The sequence below is a fragment of the Adhaeretor mobilis genome (assembly GCF_007741515.1).
In the GTDB taxonomy this organism is placed as follows: Bacteria; Planctomycetota; Planctomycetia; order Pirellulales; family Lacipirellulaceae; genus Adhaeretor; species Adhaeretor mobilis.
The window spans coordinates 3,097,174-3,117,656 of record NZ_CP036263.1; the positions used below are offsets into that span (position 1 = coordinate 3,097,174).

A 20,483-nucleotide genomic window follows, 5' to 3' on the forward strand; every position below is an offset into this window, starting at 1 on the left:
TCAATGAAAAACTCTCTGTTTACGCTTTCGTCGGTCACTGCCCTGCTTTCAGTTTCACTCATGGCCGGGTGTGGCGACAAGGCGGCTCAGGAACCAACTACTCAACAGACTGGCACATCGTCGACCACTGAATCCGATCAAAGTCACAAAATTGAAGGCCATGCTCACGGGGCTGGCCCGCATGGCGGAACAATCGTCGACTGGGGCGGTGGCACATATCATGTTGAACTGACTGTCGACCATGATAAGCAAGAAGCTACAGCCTACGTACTTGGCAGCGATGAAAATACACCGGAACCTATCACCGCTGAGTCAATCCTGCTAACGATCAAGGAGCCACAAATGCAATTAGAGCTTATGCCAGCGCCGTCAAGTGGCGAAGCGGGCGGCAAGTCGTCTCGCTTTGTCGGCACAAATGACGGCCTTGCCACCGTCATGGAATACGAGGGCACGATGAGTGCTCTGGTCGATGGTACTCCGTACGCTGGGAACTTTAACGAGGGCGAGTGATAAGTTCCACGACTTGGAGATTGCAAAACATCCATATCGCAGGCTTAGTCCAACATGAATGTTTTTTGGAGTAACTGATATGTGGTGGAGAGCAATTATTGCAGGCATAGTCGTGGCAAGTGTGTCGGAGCTTGCCGACCGCTTCCCACGTCTCGGAGCTTTGTTGCTGACTCTTCCAATCGTCAGCATCGTGGCTTTCATTGCCGTGGGCAACAGAACCAGTCCGCTGAACCGACAGATTCGGCAAATGAAGTTGCAAAGCAGTTTGTCGCCCAATGCACACTCGAAACAACAGCCTGAAAGGAAATGTGATGAATACGCTTATACGAACCGCCCCGCTGATGGCTGCGTGGTGCGTTTTTCCGTTACTCGGTTGTTCTGATAAGCCTTCTTCCGTCACTTCGGCGGCCTCGGAAAACGATGCTCCTTTGTCATATCTGACGGCAAACGAGTTCACTCAAATACTACGCACGTCATCTCAACCCGTGCTGGTTGAATTCAGTGTGCCAGCCGGGTGCCACCGATGCGAGGAAATGCGACCTCAATTACAAACATTGGCTACACAGTTGTCCGGAAGAGCGGAAGTCTGTTCGGTTAACTTTAATAATGAGCGTCAGGTCGTGACTAAACTGGGCATTATCGTCTGTCCGACATACGTGGCGTTCGAGAATGGGAAAGAGCTATTCCGGATGAGCCATCCCACGTCGGGCGATTTACTGCTGGCTCGCTTGGAAGAATCTATGAACGACCAGTAGGCTTTGGATATGCAAGTCGATATCACGCACCATCGACGTTCATTTCAGTAAATAAGCAATCGTCGCTCTATGAGCGGCTGGCCGCGACAGCTTATGGCACGGTTCCCACTTTGTCTGCTGCTCGTGGTCAGTCCGCTCTTTTTTGCTAGGATTCCCACGAGGTAGCGATTCGATGATCATTGGCCGCAAGGGATGACCTCCATGATAGCTACAAATCACGGGACAACAGTTGCTGCAATAAATGAGAGATGCTGCCTCTAAGATGGTCACAAGCGGCTATCCAGCAAGGAGTTGAAGCGGCGACGACGCCGGGAAACTTGGCTATCCACGCACAACAAGTGGATTGCTTATCACCGAGGTTGTAATAGGCAGCCCAGCCTATAAAGAAGGTCAAGCGGCAGGAATGGTTTTGCTGATATTTGACAATCAAGCCGTTACTGAGTTGGAGAGCTTTAAAGCAGCAAGAAAAAAATGCACAGAAAATAAACCAGTGCTCATGCTTGTACTATCTGCTCGTGGTAAACACCTTGTTGTATTTGGGACGTATGATAAACGCTTGGGGAGTTAATAAGGGAAATGCCTGATTGCGGCTGTGATTTTGAGGCGACTAATGACGAGCAACGACAGACCTTGCGACTCGTCCTGGCTATCAATGCGGTCATGTTCGTCGCTGAACTCGTGGCTGGACTTCTGGCGGACTCTACTGGTCTGATTGCCGATTCACTCGATATGCTTGCTGATGCGAGCGTGTACGCGATCAGTCTGTTTGCCGTTGGTCGGGCAGCAAATGTACGCAGTACCGCAGCAACGATCAGCGGTGTGTTACAGATGACGCTTGGTGCCGTAGTGATGATAGAGGCAGTACGTCGATTCTACGGCGAAGCTGAACCGATTGGAGGGACGATGATCGGAATCGGCTTCGTTGCCTTGGTTGCGAACGCAGTGTGCCTTCGACTTCTTTGGAAGCATCGCGGGGGAGACGTCAATTTTCGTGCTTCGTTCATTTTTTCCACCAATGATGTGATTGCAAATATCGGAGTGATAGTCTCTGGAGCGCTCGTTCTTTGGACGGGATCGCAATTCCCTGATCTGGCGATTGGAATGTTGATTTCTTTGGTTGTCTTCAGGGGAGGTGTGAAAATTCTCGGTGAGGCCAGGAGAGAATCGAAAACTCAACCTGAAGATGGAGAGAAACGTGGATAAAGCGAAGATTGAACTGTCACTCCTATTGCCCAGCGTTCCTGACGCTCAGGATCAGTGCGTGCAGCGTGTTATTGAGCAGCTCAAGACGAGGGCCGGTATTAGCGATGCACATATCATTGAGCCAGATGAAAGTCGGCCCGACCAGTTGTGTATCCATTTCGATCCTGCTGCCATATCGCTCTCTGATGTTCGCGAAGTCGCTAGGAGAACGGGAGCAACGCTGGAAGACCGATACGGTCACATGGTGCGTCGAATAGAAGCTATGCACGCGGGCAAAGCGTCCGCCATCGAATCTCGACTTGGTCGCGTCGATGGAGTGCTCGAAGCAGTCGTCTCGCCAGACGGTACGTTACGTGTTGAATACGATCGCCAAATCATCAGGGAGAAAAGTATAGAGGACGCTCTTGGGGAGTGGTCGAAGCAGCCGGAGCGCAAACTCGATAATCATATTGGTCACAGGCACGACGATGAGGGCCACGAGGACGAACACGATCATTCCGGGCACGAACATGCCCACGGCGGGATTTTCGGCCCTCGCAGCGAACTCATCTTTGCAGTACTTTGCGGCGTCTTCCTGCTGGCTGGATGGCTGATGGAGACGTTCACGAAGGTCACTGAGTGGGTTCCGCTTGTCTGCTTCAGCGCTGCCTATCTATTCGGTGGCTACTACACAGTCACCGAAGCGATTGAGAAAATCCGTGCAGGCAAGTTCGAGATTGACTTTCTGATGATCGTGGCTGCTGCTGGTGCAGCCTCGCTTGGAGCATGGGCGGAAGGCGCACTTCTGCTGTTTCTGTTCAGCATCGGGCATGCCTTAGAGGGCTACGCGATGGGCCGCGCAAAACGGGCCATCGAGGCATTGTCTGAACTAGCACCAAGAACCGCTCGCGTCCGTCGTGACGGAACGGAAACGGAAGTTCCAGTGGAGGAATTAGTTGTCGGGGATGTCGTTGTCGTTAAACCCGATGAGCGAGTCCCAGCAGATGGATTCGTCATCCTTGGCGAATCGAGCATCAATCAGGCGCCCATCACGGGCGAGAGCGTTCCGGTCGATAAGCAGCCCGTCTATGACGCAGATGTAGCGGCTAACGATCCAGAATCGCTGCCGCCAGAACATCGAGTTTTCGCCGGAACCATCAACCAATCGGGCGCCCTAGAAATTCAAGTCACTAAGATTGCCGCCGAGAACACTTTGTCTCGCGTAGTCACGATGGTCAGTGAGGCGAAAACGCGGGTTTCGCCGACTCAAAAGTTCACAAAGCGATTTGAGAAATACTTCGTTCCATCCGTGATCGCTCTGGTTCTTCTACTGATGTTCGCACCGCTGGTGTTGGATGAGTCATTTAGCGAGTCGTTCTACCGAGCGATGGCGGTTCTGGTCGCGGCTAGCCCATGTGCATTGGCGATCGCTACGCCTAGTGCAGTTCTCAGCGGTGTGGCTCGCGCGGCTAGAGGCGGGATTCTGGTCAAAGGCGGTGGACCCTTGGAAAGCCTTGGCAGTCTCGACGCGGTTGCTTTTGATAAAACTGGCACGCTGACCGAGGGGGAGCCCAAGGTCACTGACATCCGTCCGGCTGATGGAGTCGAGCAATCGGAGTTGCTGCGAATAGCTGTCGCTGTGGAAGATTTGAGCAAGCATCCCCTGGCCAAAGCCGTTGTCCGTGATGGGAAAGAGAAGCTGGGCGATGTAGCAATTCCCGATGCGGGCGATCTAAAGAGTATCACCGGACGGGGAATTCAGGCGACAGTCGAAGGAGACGTCGTCCATATCGGCAAAGACGATCTGTTTTCCGAGGTCGATGGCCCCGCATTGCCCGAGAACGTTCGATCCATTGTCGAATCGCTAGAGGCGAATGGTCGTACGACAATGATCGTTCGCCGTGCCGATCGCTATCTGGGTGTTATTGGCCTGATGGATACACCTCGCGAAGCCGCCAAGCGAACAATCACCAGACTTCGCGAACTCGGTATTGAGCGGATGATCATGATTTCCGGTGACAATCAGCAAGTCGCCGATGCCGTCGCTAAAGAAGTAGGGCTCGATGAGGCTCGTGGCGATCTGATGCCGGACGATAAAGTAGCAGAGATCAAGAAGCTGCAAAGCGAAGGTGGCGTGGCGATGGTAGGGGACGGCGTGAACGACGCCCCGGCAATGGCGTCGGCGTCGGTTGGTATCGCAATGGGAGCGGCGGGCAGTGACGTGGCCTTAGAAACCGCTGACGTGGCATTGATGGCCGACAACCTCGATCATCTACCCTTGGCGATCGGCCTTAGCCGGTCAACTCGTAGCATCATCCGCCAGAACCTCTGGATGAGTCTCGGCATGGTGGCTTTTCTCGTTCCAGCCACCATCTTTGGACTCAACATCGGCCCCGCAGTCGCTTTGCATGAAGGCAGCACACTCGTTGTCGTTTTCAATGCCCTTCGTCTGCTCGCTTACAAACCAAAATTATAACAGGCGTAGCAGCACGGAGAAGAAGCGAAGCAAGTCTACAGAAGAGAGCAAGAAGAGGATTACAGCATTGAGAATAACATTTGCCAGCCTTACCGGTGCATTGCTGCTTCTAATTGTTGCGATGCTCGTATACTCGATCGTTCGACCATCTAAACGTATGTGGCCGCCGCCAGCGCAGCAAACTTGGCAGTACTATTTTGTCTGGTTGCTGACGCTACTTTCTTTTGGAGGCTTTATTGTGATCGGCTTGCTCGACTGGAATAGCCTCGGTTGGCCTGCCATCGTTCGTTGGCCGGTCGGCTTGGCGCTAATTTTTGGAGGAAACGTCCTTGCCTGGGCTGGAGTCCGGCAACTGAGTATGAAAACAACCTCGGGCAGCAAAGGACCGCTGGTTACGGACGGACTTTATCAATACAGTCGCAACCCGCAATACATTGGTGACATTGCGATCATCGGCGGGTGGGCGATTATGTCTGCATCGGTCTGGGCGATCCCGCTGTGTCTCGGCGGAATGCTTGCGTTCGTACTGACACCTTTCGCCGAAGAATCATGGCTGGAAGAACTTCATGGGGACGACTATCGGGAGTATCGCAGCCGAGTCGGTCGGTTCTTCGGACGCGGCTGCTTGTGATCAGCGGCAAACTCTCCTGCGGCAACGACAGCGGGGCGGCTAGCTTAAGTGGGATGGACCGATTGGTTCGCCGCGGAAGTGGAATCTACTTCGACTTTTTTGTAAGCATAGTATCTCGCGGAGATCACTACCAACGCTGGAATCGTCGACCATCTGATCGTGGCTCCAACGAGTGGTGTCAAAGTGACACTGCTTGGCGTTTCCGACCCAGAAGCCTAGTCGGAATGTGTCACCTGACCGACTGAGATTAAACCCCACTAAGCCGAGGGAAATATCCGCACAGCATCGGACCTGGACTCGAATGGGTTTCCCTATCCAGATTCGAACTCCACCTCGTCGGTTCGGGAACTCGACCTCCTGCAGTTCGAGTTTTTCCTTTGTGCGAGCGGTTGGACCAGCCGATGCGAGTTGATATCTGCACGAATTGCACGGGGTGCGGTTCACCTCTGCAGGATAAGCAGATTGCTTCGTGCTTGCGGTGTCGCCCTCCTCAGGGAGTTGCGGATAGATTCAAACATATCCATTGGTGCAAGATATGGTATCTGAATAGTCGGTCGCCACGAATCCTGCCGCGCATGAGGGCGTGCCATGAGTCATCTAGCCCGAACTCCTGTGTGATGAGTGGCATCGACTTGGGTATTCAGATAGCAGCTAGAGCAGTTATAGTTTGCGGTAAACTCATCCCATCTCTCTGGCCACCTTCTCAGCCAGCTGCTTGTCCCGCTCAGCATAGACTTGTGTGACATCGGCCTTCTCATGGCCGCAGATCACCTGAGCAGCTTCAAGACCGTATTTCTTGCGGATTACAGTGGCAGCCGTGTGACGCAGTTGATTCGGCGTCCAGACTGTGACGCCCGCCTTGTTGCAACCTCGCCGGACCGCTACCCGATAGCTAGAAACCTGGTACCGATTGGGCGCGGTCTTCTGTGTTGTCCCGTCAGGTTTCTTGCGGGTCCAAGGCTTTTCTTTTTCCAGCTGCTGACGCTGACGAGCTTTGGCGATCGACTCCTCGGGAGAAAAGCAGTAGCTCGCTTCGTCACGCTCCAAGTAAGGGGCGAGCACCTCTTGTGCTTGCGGACCAAGGTAAACCTCACGGGTCTTCTCGTGATGCTCCGTTTTGTGCTCGTTAGGCACATAGATCCAGACATCGCCACTGCTATTGATGTCGCAAGGTCGTAAAGCACACACTTCGCCCGGGCGAGCGCCAGTAAGTCGTTGAAATTTTACCATGTCCGCAACGATCGCCGGCAGACAAGGTAGCGTTTGCTCAATATGAGTATCCTCGACACCACGCACGCCAGCCGTTTCACGCGCATCGGTCCGACCTTTCTTGAGCCCCCCGAGCGCTGACAGTTGCAGCGGCACCTCAGCCGCACACATCTCTTTGCCGACCGCCCATTTGAACATCCGGATCAGTCGGCTGATCTGTTTGTTGATTACTTTCCGCGACCAGTCTCGCTCGACAATCAAGTCATCGCGAAAGTTGTCGAGCTGCACCGGGCCGAACTCATCGACTGGCTCGTCGCCATGCTTCTTGCCGAGCAGCGTGGTCAGTTCGACGATCAGCTCGGCTTCGCGGGTCACCTTGCCGTACTTTACGTAGTATGAGCTGGCATGCCGACGGTAGACAAAAATCAGCTCGTCGAGCGTGACAACACCCCCTTCACGACGCTTGCGGCGCAGGGCAGCTGGGTGGAGCGTCTTGGCGAGCGAATTTTCAGTAGCTTGAGCTACCTCAGAATTCTCGACTACGGCCTGCTGTGACCGCCATTCGGCAAGAAAATCGCGATAACGGTCGTGACTTTTGGGGGAGCCATACTTACCGAGATAGACCTCGGTTCCATTGACATATACACAAGCTTGACCGGAGGCTTTGTGACGCCCATATTTGGGCGGTTTTTTCAGAAGGCGGGGCATGGGCGGAATCCTCGTTTACGAAGTTAAACCCGTAGTCGCGAACCCTGTACGGGTTTGGACTACGGTTTTTCACTACAAACGAGCCGCTCTGCCAACCGCTGGCAGGTAACCTAAGCGTAGGTTTCAGCAATACTTACATCAAGTGGCGGGGGCCGGATTCGAACCGACGACCTCGAGGTTATGAGGCACTTCAAGAAACGTTCAAAAAACCCTGTATTTCTCGACGTTTAGCGTGATTCTACCCCCAGGATACACTATTGCAAGTGATTGCATACGTTATCATTTAAATGCTTATATTTCAGTCTTTTCCTAAATCCCTACCGTTTTATTTCTGTCAGTGACAGAAATAGAATTTTCGCTAGAGGCGAAGTGTAGTGGTGATTGGCGCCCACCAACCGATTCGATCAGGTCATTGCTGACAATGGCATCTCCGTTGAGCCGACGGCGCCATGAGCGCCCAATCAGAATGGTTACGTAGAGAGCTTCAATGGAAAGCTGCGTGATGAGCTTCTCAACGGCGAGTTGTTCTTGAGCTTGCCCGAGGCCCGCTGGATCATCGACCGTTGGCGGCTTGACTACAACCACCACAGACCCCATAGTTCGTTAGATTACCAAACCCCAGCGGCATTCGCCGCCAGCAGGCTTGGTCGAGTAGGCCCGGGGGTGTCCGACCACCCAGGCTACTGTGAGGCCGATGTTGATCGGCTGCATGACAGTTGGCGAAATGCTTTACTATTCCGCACTTTCACTTTCCTCAGCTGGTTCAGAGAGGTCGACGTCGTGGCCCATGACGGCCAGGAGCTTGACAATCGTCGCATCGGCTTTATCGCCACCTCGGCCCACATAGTGGATACGTCCCTCGGCATCCAAAATGAACGTCGTCGGCCAACTTTGAACTTGCCACTTATTCGAAATCTGGCCGCGCGTCGCTGCCTTGCCATTCCAAAAACTTCGCCACGTCAGGTTCTCTTCCTTTGCGGTTTTGCGAGCTTCTGCGACATCTTTATCACTGTTTACGCCAATCAACGCGAAAGGCTTGTCCGCCAGTTTCTCAACGAGATACCGCTCGTGTGGGAACATGGCACGGCAAGGCTTACACCAACTGCCCCAGAAAGCGATCATTACGACCTTTCCACGATAGTCGCTCAGTTTGAATTCATGCTCCTCAATATCTTCGGCCACGATATCTGGGGCTATGCGACCCACTGAGAGGTGCTGAATCTTGAACAACCCATCTTCCACAAACTTACTAATATTGACGTGTTGACCAGACTTGAGCACAACGTCTGAGTAATCCTCAGCAAGCGTCTTGTAGAGGGCTTCGATTTCAGAATCTTTCACTGCAAAATTACGGAAATAGTTGGATTCAGCTTCCGAGTACCTCTTGAGCGTATCCGGGGCGGTCTCAACATTCTCCCTTAGACTGCGAGCCCTGTCGTATGTCTTGAGCAAAGTGTAAATCGCGGCTGCTTTGACGCTTTGACTGGAAGAACGTTCAGCAAGAGACTTCAATTGAACCTCGTATGTTTTGGTGGGTACGCGATACGGAATCAAACGCACCATCACCTTGGCCAGTTCTTCTGAATCAGCATGATGGTCAACCAACGCCTGCATCGATGCTGCCTTGTCTACTTTGTCCGAAGTGTTATAGGCTATCCAGGCGTGTGCCGAAGCGGCGATCTCTGTTCCAGGATGCGCATCGGCAAGCTCCTTGAATTTGATGCTGTACTCACTGTAGGACGGGCGTTGCTTCATGATGGCAGCTTTATCTTCTTTCTTGGCATCGCGGTATTCGATCTGCCACGCGAGCGCCAATTTCAAGTGAGCGTCCGCAAGTTCGGCAGCAGGATTTTCAGTAGCCTTATCTGTAGTCGCCTTCTCATCAACCGCCTGGCCTTCACTGGTCTTGGGGCTTGCCGACGGTTGCTCGGCGGCAAAGGCAGCCCTCTTGTGTGCTTCGCAGACTGCCAGAACCAAGCAGAATAGATATACTAGCCATTGATTTCTCATAGTGTTTTGTCCTTGAAATTAGTTGATTTGTCCCATCAGGTTACAGCTAGAAACCAAGTCTGGCTCGAAGCGTCGATATTCTAGTGCCTAACACGCGCGAAATTTTTGCAGCCCCCTTGGGCGTCCCCTGGTGAAACCTGCGCTAGATTGCATATTCCATTTCCTCTGCTTCAACAACTTCGCGGCTCGGAGAGATCCCCAACGCAATGCCGCCGGCGATTTGCCAAGCACCAGACAGGCCGAGTCGCCGAGCGACTTGGGCTGCCTTGGAGCTACGATTGCCGCTACGGCAAATAAAGATCACCTCTTGCTTTTGCGGATTGCTACTAGCAAGAAACTTGGCCAGAAAATCACCAAGCCGAGTCAGTGGTACATTTTTTGGCGGAGAGTCAAGACCCAAAGATGTCCAGTTCTGTGCAAACGCAAATTCGTGAGCTTCACGGACATCGACAATCAAGGAGTCTTGATGCTGCCGAAAGAATTCTGAGAGCTGACTTGAATCAACATCAATGGAAGAGGCGGCTTGGTCTGCTGGGTAGTTCTCAATTCGGCCACATACCAATTCACAGTTTGTTTCGTCTGTGATCTCACTATCAACTTCCTTTTTCGTGGCCAGATAATCCTCAACCGATAACAAAGACACAGGATCTAATATCTGTGCTAACAGCTGGTTGTGCTGTCGCTCTGAACACAAGGTCGTGACAAACCCCATGTTGTAATCATGCGTAGGGCAGATGATGCTGTTATCTGCAATCACGCGAGGCAGATTTCGAAGTGAATCCAGCAACGACTCAGCTGCGCTTGTTGCGAAGTCAGTCCGACCAATCCCACCAATTAGTAAGGTATCACCTGTAAACGCAAACCGAACCTGATCCGATTCAAGCCGCCCGTCTACCGGCTTGCCCACCAAGTAAGCCTGCCCGTCCACGGTGTGCCCTGGCAATGGCGTTCTAGCAATGACTTTTGTCTTCGAGAGATGGATAGCCGCGGCATCGCTCTCATCACTAAGAACAACTTGCCCGTTGGGCTCACTCGGCCACCCCAAGATGTCCGTAGAAGCATGTTGGTCTAGCATGCGACTGCCGAGACGGCTCACTAACTGTTCACGAGGAGAATCATGATCCACATGCTGGTGCGTGTCGAGAACAGCAACCACTTGAAGTTCTTGGCAGTGAACGATGGTTTCAATTCGATCTAGCAGCTCCTCGAAAGGATCAACTATGATACATTTGCGAGTGGTTGCATCACTAAATATCCATGAGCACATAGACCCATTCTTGAGTTGTAGTAGACCCTCGGATACTTGGTCTGAATTCACATGGAGGTCACCGTTTCTTATGATGCATGCCTTGGCTAAGGCTGTCCCTGCCTCTGCAATCCTGGAGCATGCCGCCTCGACGTCTGCGGCTTGGGTTGCTGGCCCAAACGACAAGCGGATCGCACCGTCGCTCCTCCAGGCGGGCAGACCCATTGCCTCAAGTACGTAAGATCCTTGGACCGCTGAGCCGCAGGCCGACCCAGAGCTCACTCGAATCCCTGCCGCATCAAACAGATCTAGTAGTTCCTTGCCCGCTACCCCAGGTACCGAAAAGTTGATTGTTGTCGGCACCGTTTCTTCGCATGCAGCGTTGTACTGGATTTCCGGAAATGCCTTTTCTAAGCTGCCTCGTATGCGATCTCGGTATTTCTCTAGGGTAGCGGGACTGCTAAATACGCCTACGTCTTTGTCCCTGAAAGCTCGGAGTACAGATGCAATCGCAGCAACTCCGGGAAGGTTTTCCGTGCCTCCTCGCGCGCCTCTCTCCTGGCCCCCACCGGCTAGCAAAGGAGTAAATGGCGATCCTTCACGCACATACAAGATCCCGATCCCCTTGGGAGCATACAGCTTGTGTCCGCTTATTGTTGCATAGTCGATGACGGAGTCCGATAAGTTCAGCTCCCGCTTGCCCACCGCCTGCACACAATCCACCAACCAACAGACATGATGCTTGGCTTCGATCACTGCTGCTTCGATGGCCTTCAAATCATGCACGATTCCCGTTTCGTTGTTCACTGACATCGTGCACAGCAGATGCGCGTTGTTGATGTGATCGCGCAGGAAATCCATATCAAGCTGACCGTGACAATCCACAGGCACAGCTAGCACATGGCAATGCAGATCGAGTAACTCATTCCAATGGAGCAATGCTTGTGGAACTGCCTTATGCTCTGTGGCGCCATAGAGCAGCAAGCCTCGATTAAGATTCGATTCGGCCGCTGCAAGTTTCTGTTTCGCTTGGCAAAGGGCTGAGAAGATTCCTGTTTGAATCGCCTCGGTTGCGCCGCTAGTAAATACGATGCGGCCTTGGGAAGCCCCTAGAACATCTCGTGCAACTTCTCTAGCAGACTCCAAAATCTGCCGTGCCTGTAAACCTGAAATGTGCGAACTGCTCGGATTCCCATACAAGTCTTCCATCACTGCATATGCTTCTTTTGCAGCGAGCGGTAGAACACGTGTCGTCGCGTTATCGTCGAGATAGATTTCTTGTCGATCAACCATAGATAGTCACTTCTGCTGGGTTTCGTCAGAAAACCAGCTCCTTTGAAAGCATAAAAAAACCAAACAATAGAGCCAACCAACCAAAACCAACCTTCAGAGGTCGAGTTGAAACCTTACTCACCAACAAACTTCCAAGCAAAATTCCAACCACTGAGGCTAAGGTAAACCGGATTAGAAAATGCCAATTTGCATCAGCCCAAAACATTCTGTCTGCCAACAACCCGGCCAGAGATTTCCCGCAGATGATCGCCAGAGAGGTCCCAATCGCAATACGCATCGGAACCCCAAGCAAAAGAACTAGGACAGGCACGATAACAAAACCTCCTCCCGCACCCACGAGACCGGTCAATACCCCAACCATGAGCCCCTCCGCCACCAAAAACGCGATCTTTGATCGGTCAAGGTTTTTCAATTCCAGCTCTCGCTCTGACGATTCGGTCAAAACTTGTTTCTGAAGGATCATCGCCACTCCGGCAACGATCATCAGTACCGCGAAGAGAATTAATATCACGAGATCTCTAGTGAGCTGAATACTCCCCACCTGACAGATCTGCTCTGGGATACTCGGCAAGAGTACCCCTCTAGCAAGAGTGACCCCGAACAAGGAAGGAATACCAAACGCCAATGCAACTTGGTAAGACACTTGTTGTTTTTGCGCGTGTTTGACAGCTCCTACCAGAGCTGTCACACCAACAATCCATAGAGAATAGGACGATGCCAACACAGGTTTCGTATTACAAAGATAAACGAGGATTGGCAAAGTCAGGATAGAACCTCCGCCCCCAAGAAGGCCCAAAACAAATCCCATGAAAGTTGCTGCAAGATAACCAGCAATCGATTCGTTCATTAGAAAAACGGTGTCTCTCTTCCATGTTGCTGGAAAAGGAAAACTCACGAACAAGCCAAACCGTATAGGTAAGTAGCTGCCACTGAATTAAGATAGAAATGTCGACAATATTGAGATACAATAGTCGGAATAACCATCGACGTATTGTACAAGTAATAGACTTAGATGGCAATTCACGTACAATATTCCTGCACATCTTACACCCACCGAACAATGCGCGACTGACGGGTTTGCTATGGGCCTAGACCGAATAGACTTCGAGATACTTCGTGTACTTCAGGATAATGCTCGGATATCCAACAAAGAACTTGCCAACTTACATGGAATTTCTCCTTCCACCTGCCACGAAAGAGTGCGACGGCTCAAGGATGGAGGTGTGCTCACAGGCTATAACGCCGAAGTTGACCCCAGCGTTTTTGGCATTAGCTTACAGGCCATGATCTCCCTTCGGCTAAGACAACACGACGACATCTCCTTCTCAGCACTGTTCAAAGAACTTTCAGCTAGAGATGAAGTTATCAATGTGTATTTGCTAGCCGGATCGAACGACTTTTTGGTTCATGTAGCCGCAAGGGATGTAACGCATTTGCGCTCCCTTGTACTAGAAGCCTATTCTGCACGTTCAGAAATCGAGCAGATAGAAACTTCACTAGTCTTTGATTTTCATCACCGCACTCATCTTCCCAATTATAGGCTTCCGGAATCCATGGAAGAGAACTTCTCGGAAGGCGAATATATCTAGAATTTTTACGGACATCAAATTCTATTCCGACTGGCCTATCCATCTCAACCTGGGAGGATGTTAGCCAAGAGGGACGACGGACAGTCTGCCTTATCCCGGACGAAAAGCTGGGCTAAGCACGACGAGTCGCGTCGATTGCACAGCGCACCCATTGCACGGCGTACGAAGCCGCCCGTACAAGCAATGCGTCCAGGTTCGCAACTTTGCTGCATCACGTCAACGAAGATCGCCTCCCCCTAGCCTCCTTCTACTTGAAGAAGATGGTTTGGCGAAGAGCTGTCTTTCTTCCAACGTCCCAACGCCGAAAGAATATTTCTCGCATTGCCTACTCGGCAGTGACCGTCGCATCCTTACCCTTTTTTAACTGCTTGAGGTGATCGCCGATCGATTTGATGTACCTTCCTTTGGCAAGAGGCAGTGCTTCCTCTTGAAGCTCAATCGCTCGGTCAAGGTCGCCCCTCTGATGAACAAGGCGGGCAAGAGAATCTAGAACTTTTACCCTGACTAGGCCCTCGGGATTCTCTTCTCGCAGAACCCGTTCAAGCGAGGAGGTTGCTTTGGTGTGCATCGGCTCTTGCACGCCCTCGCCGCTTGCCAAGGTGTATCGCGAGACATAATTGCCAAGTGCCAAGTAGGAACTCGGCGCGCCCTCACGTGTCTTGATGATACTGTCATACTGGTCGAGCGCAGCCTTCTGGTCGTGCTTGAGCAAGCAGGCAAAGATGTAATACTCGATTTGACGTCGTAACATCTCGGTCCGCTGCTTCAGCTGCTTATTTGGGGCATTCTCGATGAGCGATTCGTACTTGGCCCGAGCCCCGTCTACGTCGCCCTCCTTGATGGAATCAAGCATCTCGCCCCTTAAACCTTCGTAGGCAAGTTCAAACTTTTGGATGACCCTCAACTCTTCGGCAAAGGCCTCGCGGTCCCACGTGTCGGAAACGACTTGCTCCAGCGCTTCGCCGAGCCCCAGATGCGGATTGCCAATCCATTCGATGTGGCCATCTTTGCCGACGATGAAGGCGCATGGGATACCTTTCTGTTTGGCAGCCACCATGTAGTCTTTGTTGACCGATCTGTCCGGATCGGCGGTCAGTGTGTACTTTTTCGTGAGTTCGCCGTACGTTACCGGCTCCTCATCGGTGCCTTCTCCCGGAACCTTTCGCTCTAGGAACTTCTCCACTGTCGTTAACGGGTCACTACTGACGCCGATGATCGTAACGTCACGATCGGCGTAGTGCTGTTGAAGCTCGGCCAAGTGAGGCATGCCACGGATACAGGGCGCACACCAAGTGGCCCAAAATTCAATGACATAGACATGGCCGTTGGTGAACTTATTGAAGGGCTTGACCTTTCCTTCGGCGGTGGGGAGCCAATGCTCAATGTCGATCTCGGGGGCGACGTCGCCGGCAGTCAGTAACTTGGAAGTCGTGCGGGCGGGCTGGGCTTGGCCTCTGGCCGGACTACAAGCAAACAAGATGGCGACGACCACCGTAGTTTGCGCAACGAATGAACTCGCAGCTAGACATTTAGCTGCTAAGTATCGGACTCCTGGCGATCGCCCTCGGCTCATGGGTAGCGCAGAGATCAATAGTGTTGCGAGAGGAAATGGGTGATGCATCAGTTCGTCGCTCCATAAACACGGAAGAACAGGAAGGGGATTTCTTCTCAGCCAGCTTAACTGCTGATGCAGTCAAAAGGAAGCAATAAAGGGGCATGCCACTGCTAAGTTGGAAATAGGCAGCTCGATTTTAATGACTAGTCTCCAGGCAATGTCGCCGGCAGCGCCTCGGCCCGAAACCGGTGGATCGCGAGGGTGCCGTTAGCAGACGGGTTGGAATTGTTACTGCTGTTGTTTTCGGACGCTGCCGCCGGTCGAGAAGACCTAGACGTGTTTCATGTCGACGCGTGATCCCTGAGGGTGGCGGCGACGAGGAAGGCAAGTTCGAGTGCCTGGTCCGCGTTGAGGCGTGGGTCGCAATGTGAGTCGTAGCGTTCGGTGAGGTGCGGGTCGTTGATGACGCCGACCATCCACTCGCCGACGTTGTGCAGATCGGCGAGGCCGCCCTGGGCAAGGGCGCGGACGATGTTGAGTGTGGCGGCCGACTGGTTGTGAGACTGGAGCATGCGTTGTGGATCGGGGGCACGGGCGGGTCCGTTGAACTCGATGGCGTTGACGATGTAGCCGCGGTAACTGTGAAGGGATTCGCCGTCTCGGGTCTCCTCTGGTTTTGATCTGGGCTTCACGAGCTGTCCGGCGACGCGACCAACTTTGGCGACGGGCCGACGGCCGGCGAAGGTGAGAACGGCAGCCATCTGGAGGATGACTTTGAAGAGATCACGAATGTTATCCGAGCTGAATTCGGCGAAGCTTTCGGCGCAGTCGCCACCCTGGAGGAGGAAGGCGTCGCTGTTGGAGACGGAGGCGAGTTGGCGTTTGAGGTCGGTGGTTTCACCCGCGAAGACGAGTGCGGGAAAGCGGTCGAGTTGGGCGGTGAGCGCGCGGAAGGCAGCCGGGTCCGGGATAGGAAGGTTGCTGGAGGACAGGTTTGTTGCGCCAAGAGTGGGGGGCCATGGGGATGACATTTTGAAATCTTGGGTATGGGAGGCTAAGGTCGAATGTTGAGATGGAGTAAGGGCGAGGCGTTACGGTTGCTTGAAGACTTCGAGGTGAGGAGTGAATTTTCCCATGGTGGCGGCGGTCCAGAGTTTTGGTCAGTAGCTTCATGGAAATCCTCCCATGCCTTTCTGTGCGTCAGTTTTTCCTTGGTCGACAACCACCCTCGTGATACGATGTTAGAGGTCGCAAAATTAATCAAGTCTAATGTCAGTAAGTGTTGGACAATCTTTAGCCGATCTGAGAAATCGGGTACGCGTTAACGTTTCGTATTGGGCTTAGCGGCTGGACAGTCGATCCGCGCCGCGCTTGCTTCAAGTTCTTCGACGTTGCCAAAAGGTTTGATGGATGGCCTGAACGCCGCTAATATGCTCGCCTGCTGGCATACTCGATGAACGGTGGCGACCGAAACAACCGAATCTAAAGGAAAACGTTGATGCGTCATTCAATTAGTACTCTTGCAGCGCTGGCTATTTGTGCGGCGATGTGTGCATTGATCTTGCCTGCGCCCGATTGCCAAGCCAAGGAGGATGCGGGGGATCCTGCGAAATTTCTTCCTGACGATGGAGTTGGGTTCATCAACGACACCGCTGTCGGACGGCATGTCGGACAGCAGATCAATCGGCTGGTCAAGGGCGACGGACTGACCAAGTGCAGCGACTTGTTCGCTCAACTTGATAGAACGGCCTGCACGGTTTCATTATCACCCGTCAAGAAAGGACCCCGCCCGCTGCCAGAGCTCTATGTGGAAGCGTGCAAATCTACTGTGGCTATATTGATTTCGCAAAAACACAACGGTCGCTGGCACATCACTTTTTGTGCAACGGGCTTCGTCGTTTCCGCCGACGGAGTCATTGCAACTAACTATCACGTTATTCCGGACAGTGACAACTACCTGTTCGCCATGACTTCCGATGGCCAGGTTCATCCGATCCAAGAAGTATTGGCTGGCAATAAATCGAACGACGTCGTCCTTTGCCGGATATCCTCCGACGCATTACAGGCATTCCCACTGCGTGAAGCGGCGCCGGTTGGATCAGCGATCCGAGTCATATCCAACCCCAAAGGACGGGTCAATTCGCTCAGTGAAGGCATCATATCACGGCGATACGCAAGACCGCGCGGAAAGCAACCTCCCCAGGTCGATGAAGGCGACGAGAAAAAGGCCCCGGTCGAAATCCGTGCCGCAACGCGTTGGGTTACTGTCACCGCAGATTTTGGTCGCGGATCGAGCGGCGCGCCGGTGTTGGATCGATCCGGAAACGTCGTCGCTATGGCGAGATCGACCGACGCCGTCGAAGTAGGAGTCGATCCGCGAAAAAGCGTCCAAATGGTTTTCCGCGATTGCGTTCCCGCCGAGGTTATCTTGGAGTTGATCGAGAAGCCGGGGAAGCCTTGACTTCGTTGTCTCACTGACCAGCATCAAATTCTTGCACCACCTCTCCTGAAGGTTTGGGGCAGGGAACACTTGCCATCGAGGCAGTCTCCTTCGCTTGGGGTGGAAAAGTTCGTCAAAACAATTCCTACCAAGCAGGGGCTGCCCATTTAAGTGCGCAACTATTAGGACGTTATCTCAGGCTCCCCTTTTTGCCTCCCTCGCGGACATCAATCAAAACCTTAATCTCTTGCTGTCCCCAGTTCATCTGTTTCCAGTTTATTTGACCGCCGTTTATTTGACCCCAGTTCGTGTACTGTCACTTCTCCGGTGTTAAAATTCTCTCGACTAGGTACCACGACTTCCTGAGATCCAGTACACCCAATTGATAGTGAAGCTAGTGTCAGCAATGGCAATATGATTCTCCTCATCTCATTCATCCTAAAATTTGAGATTGCTCAAAAGCAGTGCAATCATTACTGAAAAGTTACTGGTAGCGGGGAATACGAAAACCGGTGAGAAGAGGGTGCAATGACTCCAGGCAACAACTAAGTAGGAAGGCTAAACAACACGGCTATTTTTTGCAGGCTCGTCTAATCCAAGGAAGCAGAGGTACCATCACCCATGCCTGACAAATTACGCATCGTAGTCGTATCCGCGTCTTCGGGTACAGTACCAGCCGAGCCATCGGCGCGGGCGAAGATTACGGCACCGGGGTGATTTGAATTAAATGAACGAAGTTCTATAGTAGAACTTCCTTCACTTCCCCAATACCACATAGGTAAGTTCACTGTCCCAATCCATGAATAAACTACCCCGTTTCCTCCAGCACCCAACCACCCAGAATTCTGCCCCACAATCTCTCCAAAAAGAAGCGTGTTGCTTGCTCCATCAGAGATGTTCGCAAATTTGGTCTTAGTCCGATTTCCTAATATTCCTTCGTGACTACTCCACACATTTTTGCTGCCTTGAATATCTCCCACCACACCTGCAACACCCGAGTAGTTTTTCACTCCGAAACTGACACCAAACTCATCATTATCAAAAAATCTTATGTTCACCCACTGGGTCGAAGAGGACGTGCTGTTCGGTCCCTTCCCAGCCATCCCTACGAGAGCTACGACCCCTTCGATGGTATCCGATGGACATTCGAAGGCAGGAATTTTGAACTGCGAAACAAAGCGCGTATTAAATTCGCTATTCCCCAAGGGGTCGTACTCCCACCATTCGCCTTCACCATGGTTATCATCCCCTAGTTGGTCAGGGCTCAAACTTGGCTCGACGAGGTCGGCGACATTGCTCATTTCGATGAAAGGAAGAAGATGACAAAGTACTCCCAATCTCTGTGGCTCGACACCTGGTTCGTTGTTGATTCCATTTTCAAGCATTCCTGGTGGAAAATTGCCGTGCGTGGACTCATAGGTTAAAGCTGCCAACGCGATCTGCTTGATGTTGTTTATGCACTGCGTACGACGTGCGGCTTCACGAGCCGCCTGCACAGCCGGCAACAGCAGGCCAACCAGGACGCCAATGATGGCAATCACGACAAGTAACTCAACGAGCGTGAAAGCAGCCCGTTTTGGTAAGTGTTTCATAACTAAAGGGACATCCATTGAAAGCTAGCAGAACTATTGGTAAACGTTTCCGTCGGCAAAGCAATCGCAAGTCGTAGGCGAGTAAGCTTGAGCGGCTTCGCGTGCAGTACGCATGCCCTCGATTCCAGCGAAGGCTCAATAATTCGGCTCCTGAAGTTCCAAAAAAGGGGGGGGGCTAGGACACGTCCTTGTCCCGGCGGAAGAGTAGGCTCACCGTCCCAAGCATCAGCAGGATCCCTGTCGTCGGCTCAGGAACCGCGGTCGCGGTAGCTGATGAAGCGGCAGAGCCGTAGTTCGTTTGCCAATCTGCAAGAGAGCCGACACCTGGATCACGCTGCCAGACGAGAAAGTCGGCACCGTCGACATCCCCATCTTCGTCGAAGTCGCCGGCAAAGCCAGACCCAGACAATGAATAACTGATACCGCTGTAGGCGGTGGGTGTGCTGAACAAAGCGGTAAAAACGTTTTCCACATACACTTCAAGATCATCGCCTGCGGCTAGTGTGACACTGCCAAGGGGCATCTGCCAGGCTCCGACCCCATTTAATCGTACCGATTCAAACTCATCCAACGGGCCGTTTGCAAACACTGGGTGATCTTGAACGGCGGTGTTGTTATCCGGAATCGGAATCATACTGGTCGACGAAAGCCCCGCAGCCAAATTTTGACCGCGATGATGCCCATATGCTGTGAAGATGAAGTTGACATCGTAGGTCCCTGCGGCCAAGCCCGGGACTGTGGTAACAATCTGAGGATCTTCAATCTGGCCAGAGCCTATCTGAGGTTCAGGAAGTGGACCAAATGTCGCATCAGCCCTAAATCCTCCACCATTAGGAACAGGGTTCCCACCTGGGGTGGTTCGCAGCGAGTATGTACCGTCTCCGGTTTCGTTTGATCCGTCAAACCAAAGCCCAATTATTGATCCATTGCCATTGCTATCAGCAGTGTCGCCGGTCCACGGGTCGCCGCTTCCGTCCGACAAAGCTGTATTGGCTAGAGTGGCACCGACAAAGGTACCCTGAATGGTATCCGCATTTGCTGTGGCGACTAACAGCGTACAAGCGGCAATAAACACGAACAATTTGGAAAATTCCATTTCACTGTTCCCATGAACTAAGTGGTTAAAAAAACATAAAAACGGCTTCGTCAGTAGGTAAAAATCCTCAATAGTTCCTGAATTCTCCCCCTCTTGGAAGTATGCAAGAACAAATATTTGTCGAGCTATAACAAAAGCAACCTCAGCAGTACGACCTCCACAATCACCTGAACATGGAATTCTCCACGACA

General features: G+C 52.4%; 16 protein-coding genes and 2 pseudogenes. 10 read left to right on the plus strand and 8 right to left on the minus strand.

The window, feature by feature from the left end; genetic code table 11:
* Positions 1-3: 3 nt before the first annotated feature.
* The 6 genes from HG15A2_RS12245 to HG15A2_RS12270 all read left to right on the plus strand — a co-directional run bounded on the left by HG15A2_RS12245 (position 4) and on the right by HG15A2_RS12270 (position 5,554).
* Positions 4-510, plus strand: a complete 507-nt coding sequence (locus HG15A2_RS12245) for a hypothetical protein (protein ID WP_145060509.1) — start codon at positions 4-6, stop codon at positions 508-510.
* A gap of 311 nt (positions 511-821) precedes the next feature.
* Positions 822-1,265 (plus strand): thioredoxin family protein, encoded by a 444-nt coding sequence (locus tag HG15A2_RS12250; protein WP_218931914.1) that lies wholly within the window; start codon positions 822-824, stop codon positions 1,263-1,265.
* 343 nt (positions 1,266-1,608) lie between these two features.
* Positions 1,609-1,833 (plus strand): hypothetical protein, encoded by a 225-nt coding sequence (locus HG15A2_RS12255; protein ID WP_145060511.1) that lies wholly within the window; start codon positions 1,609-1,611, stop codon positions 1,831-1,833.
* An 8-nt stretch (positions 1,834-1,841) separates the two neighbouring features.
* Positions 1,842-2,468 (plus strand): cation diffusion facilitator family transporter, encoded by a 627-nt coding sequence (locus HG15A2_RS12260; protein ID WP_145060512.1) that lies wholly within the window; start codon positions 1,842-1,844, stop codon positions 2,466-2,468.
* Positions 2,449-4,923 carry a heavy metal translocating P-type ATPase gene (locus tag HG15A2_RS12265; protein ID WP_391483897.1) on the plus strand — a complete coding sequence of 825 codons (2,475 nt, stop codon included), beginning with the start codon at positions 2,449-2,451 and terminating at the stop codon, positions 4,921-4,923. Before HG15A2_RS12260 ends, HG15A2_RS12265 begins: the two co-directional genes overlap by 20 nt.
* Positions 4,924-4,990: 67 nt before the next feature.
* On the plus strand, positions 4,991-5,554 hold the full coding sequence (locus tag HG15A2_RS12270; RefSeq protein ID WP_246117719.1) for a methyltransferase family protein: 564 nt from the start codon (positions 4,991-4,993) through the stop codon (positions 5,552-5,554).
* A 678-nt stretch (positions 5,555-6,232) separates the two neighbouring features.
* On the opposite strand, the gene HG15A2_RS12275 is transcribed toward HG15A2_RS12270, so the two are convergent.
* A complete protein-coding gene (locus tag HG15A2_RS12275; RefSeq protein ID WP_145060514.1) occupies positions 6,233-7,471 on the minus strand; it encodes a tyrosine-type recombinase/integrase in 1,239 nt (412 codons plus the stop codon).
* A gap of 456 nt (positions 7,472-7,927) precedes the next feature.
* Between HG15A2_RS12275 and HG15A2_RS24570 the strand changes: the two are divergent.
* Positions 7,928-8,110, plus strand: a pseudogene (locus tag HG15A2_RS24570) (integrase core domain-containing protein); the annotation flags it as partial.
* A gap of 93 nt (positions 8,111-8,203) precedes the next feature.
* Here the strand turns inward: HG15A2_RS24570 and HG15A2_RS12285 are convergent.
* From HG15A2_RS12285 to HG15A2_RS12295, 3 genes are all read right to left on the minus strand, one after another.
* A complete protein-coding gene (locus HG15A2_RS12285) occupies positions 8,204-9,481 on the minus strand; it encodes a TlpA family protein disulfide reductase (protein ID WP_145060515.1) in 1,278 nt (425 codons plus the stop codon).
* A 142-nt stretch (positions 9,482-9,623) separates the two neighbouring features.
* A complete protein-coding gene (locus HG15A2_RS12290; RefSeq protein ID WP_145060516.1) occupies positions 9,624-12,020 on the minus strand; it encodes an aminotransferase class V-fold PLP-dependent enzyme in 2,397 nt (798 codons plus the stop codon).
* 25 nt (positions 12,021-12,045) lie between these two features.
* Positions 12,046-12,867, minus strand: coding sequence for a sulfite exporter TauE/SafE family protein (locus HG15A2_RS12295; RefSeq protein WP_145060517.1), 822 nt, complete (start codon positions 12,865-12,867; stop codon positions 12,046-12,048).
* A 235-nt stretch (positions 12,868-13,102) separates the two neighbouring features.
* Between HG15A2_RS12295 and HG15A2_RS25140 the strand changes: the two are divergent.
* Both HG15A2_RS25140 and HG15A2_RS12300 read left to right on the plus strand, forming a co-directional pair.
* Positions 13,103-13,237 (plus strand): annotated as a pseudogene (locus HG15A2_RS25140) (Lrp/AsnC family transcriptional regulator); the annotation flags it as partial.
* A 6-nt stretch (positions 13,238-13,243) separates the two neighbouring features.
* On the plus strand, positions 13,244-13,609 hold the full coding sequence (locus HG15A2_RS12300; protein WP_246117720.1) for an Lrp/AsnC family transcriptional regulator: 366 nt from the start codon (positions 13,244-13,246) through the stop codon (positions 13,607-13,609).
* A 325-nt stretch (positions 13,610-13,934) separates the two neighbouring features.
* Here the strand turns inward: HG15A2_RS12300 and HG15A2_RS12305 are convergent, their stop codons facing one another.
* Both HG15A2_RS12305 and HG15A2_RS12310 read right to left on the minus strand, forming a co-directional pair.
* Positions 13,935-15,101 (minus strand): redoxin domain-containing protein, encoded by a 1,167-nt coding sequence (locus tag HG15A2_RS12305; RefSeq protein ID WP_218931915.1) that lies wholly within the window; start codon positions 15,099-15,101, stop codon positions 13,935-13,937.
* 404 nt (positions 15,102-15,505) lie between these two features.
* A complete protein-coding gene (locus tag HG15A2_RS12310; RefSeq protein ID WP_218931916.1) occupies positions 15,506-16,195 on the minus strand; it encodes a 3-deoxy-7-phosphoheptulonate synthase in 690 nt (229 codons plus the stop codon).
* 467 nt (positions 16,196-16,662) lie between these two features.
* Here HG15A2_RS12310 and HG15A2_RS12315 point away from each other — a divergent pair, with 467 nt between their 5' ends.
* Positions 16,663-17,625: a S1 family peptidase gene (locus tag HG15A2_RS12315; protein ID WP_145060520.1), complete on the plus strand. Its 963-nt coding sequence runs from the start codon at positions 16,663-16,665 to the stop codon at positions 17,623-17,625.
* 569 nt (positions 17,626-18,194) lie between these two features.
* On the opposite strand, the gene HG15A2_RS12320 is transcribed toward HG15A2_RS12315, so the two are convergent.
* Together HG15A2_RS12320 and HG15A2_RS12325 are read right to left on the minus strand one after the other, a co-directional pair.
* On the minus strand, positions 18,195-19,196 hold the full coding sequence (locus HG15A2_RS12320) for a DUF1559 domain-containing protein (RefSeq protein ID WP_218931917.1): 1,002 nt from the start codon (positions 19,194-19,196) through the stop codon (positions 18,195-18,197).
* Positions 19,197-19,371: 175 nt separating this feature from the next.
* Positions 19,372-20,292, minus strand: coding sequence for a PEP-CTERM sorting domain-containing protein (locus HG15A2_RS12325; RefSeq protein ID WP_218931918.1), 921 nt, complete (start codon positions 20,290-20,292; stop codon positions 19,372-19,374).
* Positions 20,293-20,483 lie beyond the last annotated feature (191 nt).

Coding starts and splice junctions, on each gene's coding strand:
- HG15A2_RS12320 (WP_218931917.1), bottom strand. CDS start 19,196: ATGAAACACTTACCAAAACGGGCTGCTTTCACGCTCGTTGAGTTACTT.
- HG15A2_RS12250 (WP_218931914.1), top strand. CDS start 822: ATGAATACGCTTATACGAACCGCCCCGCTGATGGCTGCGTGGTGCGTT.
- HG15A2_RS12310 (WP_218931916.1), bottom strand. CDS start 16,195: ATGTCATCCCCATGGCCCCCCACTCTTGGCGCAACAAACCTGTCCTCC.
- HG15A2_RS12285 (WP_145060515.1), bottom strand. CDS start 9,481: ATGAGAAATCAATGGCTAGTATATCTATTCTGCTTGGTTCTGGCAGTC.
- HG15A2_RS12290 (WP_145060516.1), bottom strand. CDS start 12,020: ATGGTTGATCGACAAGAAATCTATCTCGACGATAACGCGACGACACGT.
- HG15A2_RS12245 (WP_145060509.1), top strand. CDS start 4: ATGAAAAACTCTCTGTTTACGCTTTCGTCGGTCACTGCCCTGCTTTCA.
- HG15A2_RS12325 (WP_218931918.1), bottom strand. CDS start 20,292: ATGGAATTTTCCAAATTGTTCGTGTTTATTGCCGCTTGTACGCTGTTA.
- HG15A2_RS12295 (WP_145060517.1), bottom strand. CDS start 12,867: ATGAACGAATCGATTGCTGGTTATCTTGCAGCAACTTTCATGGGATTT.
- HG15A2_RS12265 (WP_391483897.1), top strand. CDS start 2,449: ATGGAGAGAAACGTGGATAAAGCGAAGATTGAACTGTCACTCCTATTG.
- HG15A2_RS12315 (WP_145060520.1), top strand. CDS start 16,663: ATGCGTCATTCAATTAGTACTCTTGCAGCGCTGGCTATTTGTGCGGCG.
- HG15A2_RS12260 (WP_145060512.1), top strand. CDS start 1,842: ATGCCTGATTGCGGCTGTGATTTTGAGGCGACTAATGACGAGCAACGA.
- HG15A2_RS12275 (WP_145060514.1), bottom strand. CDS start 7,471: ATGCCCCGCCTTCTGAAAAAACCGCCCAAATATGGGCGTCACAAAGCC.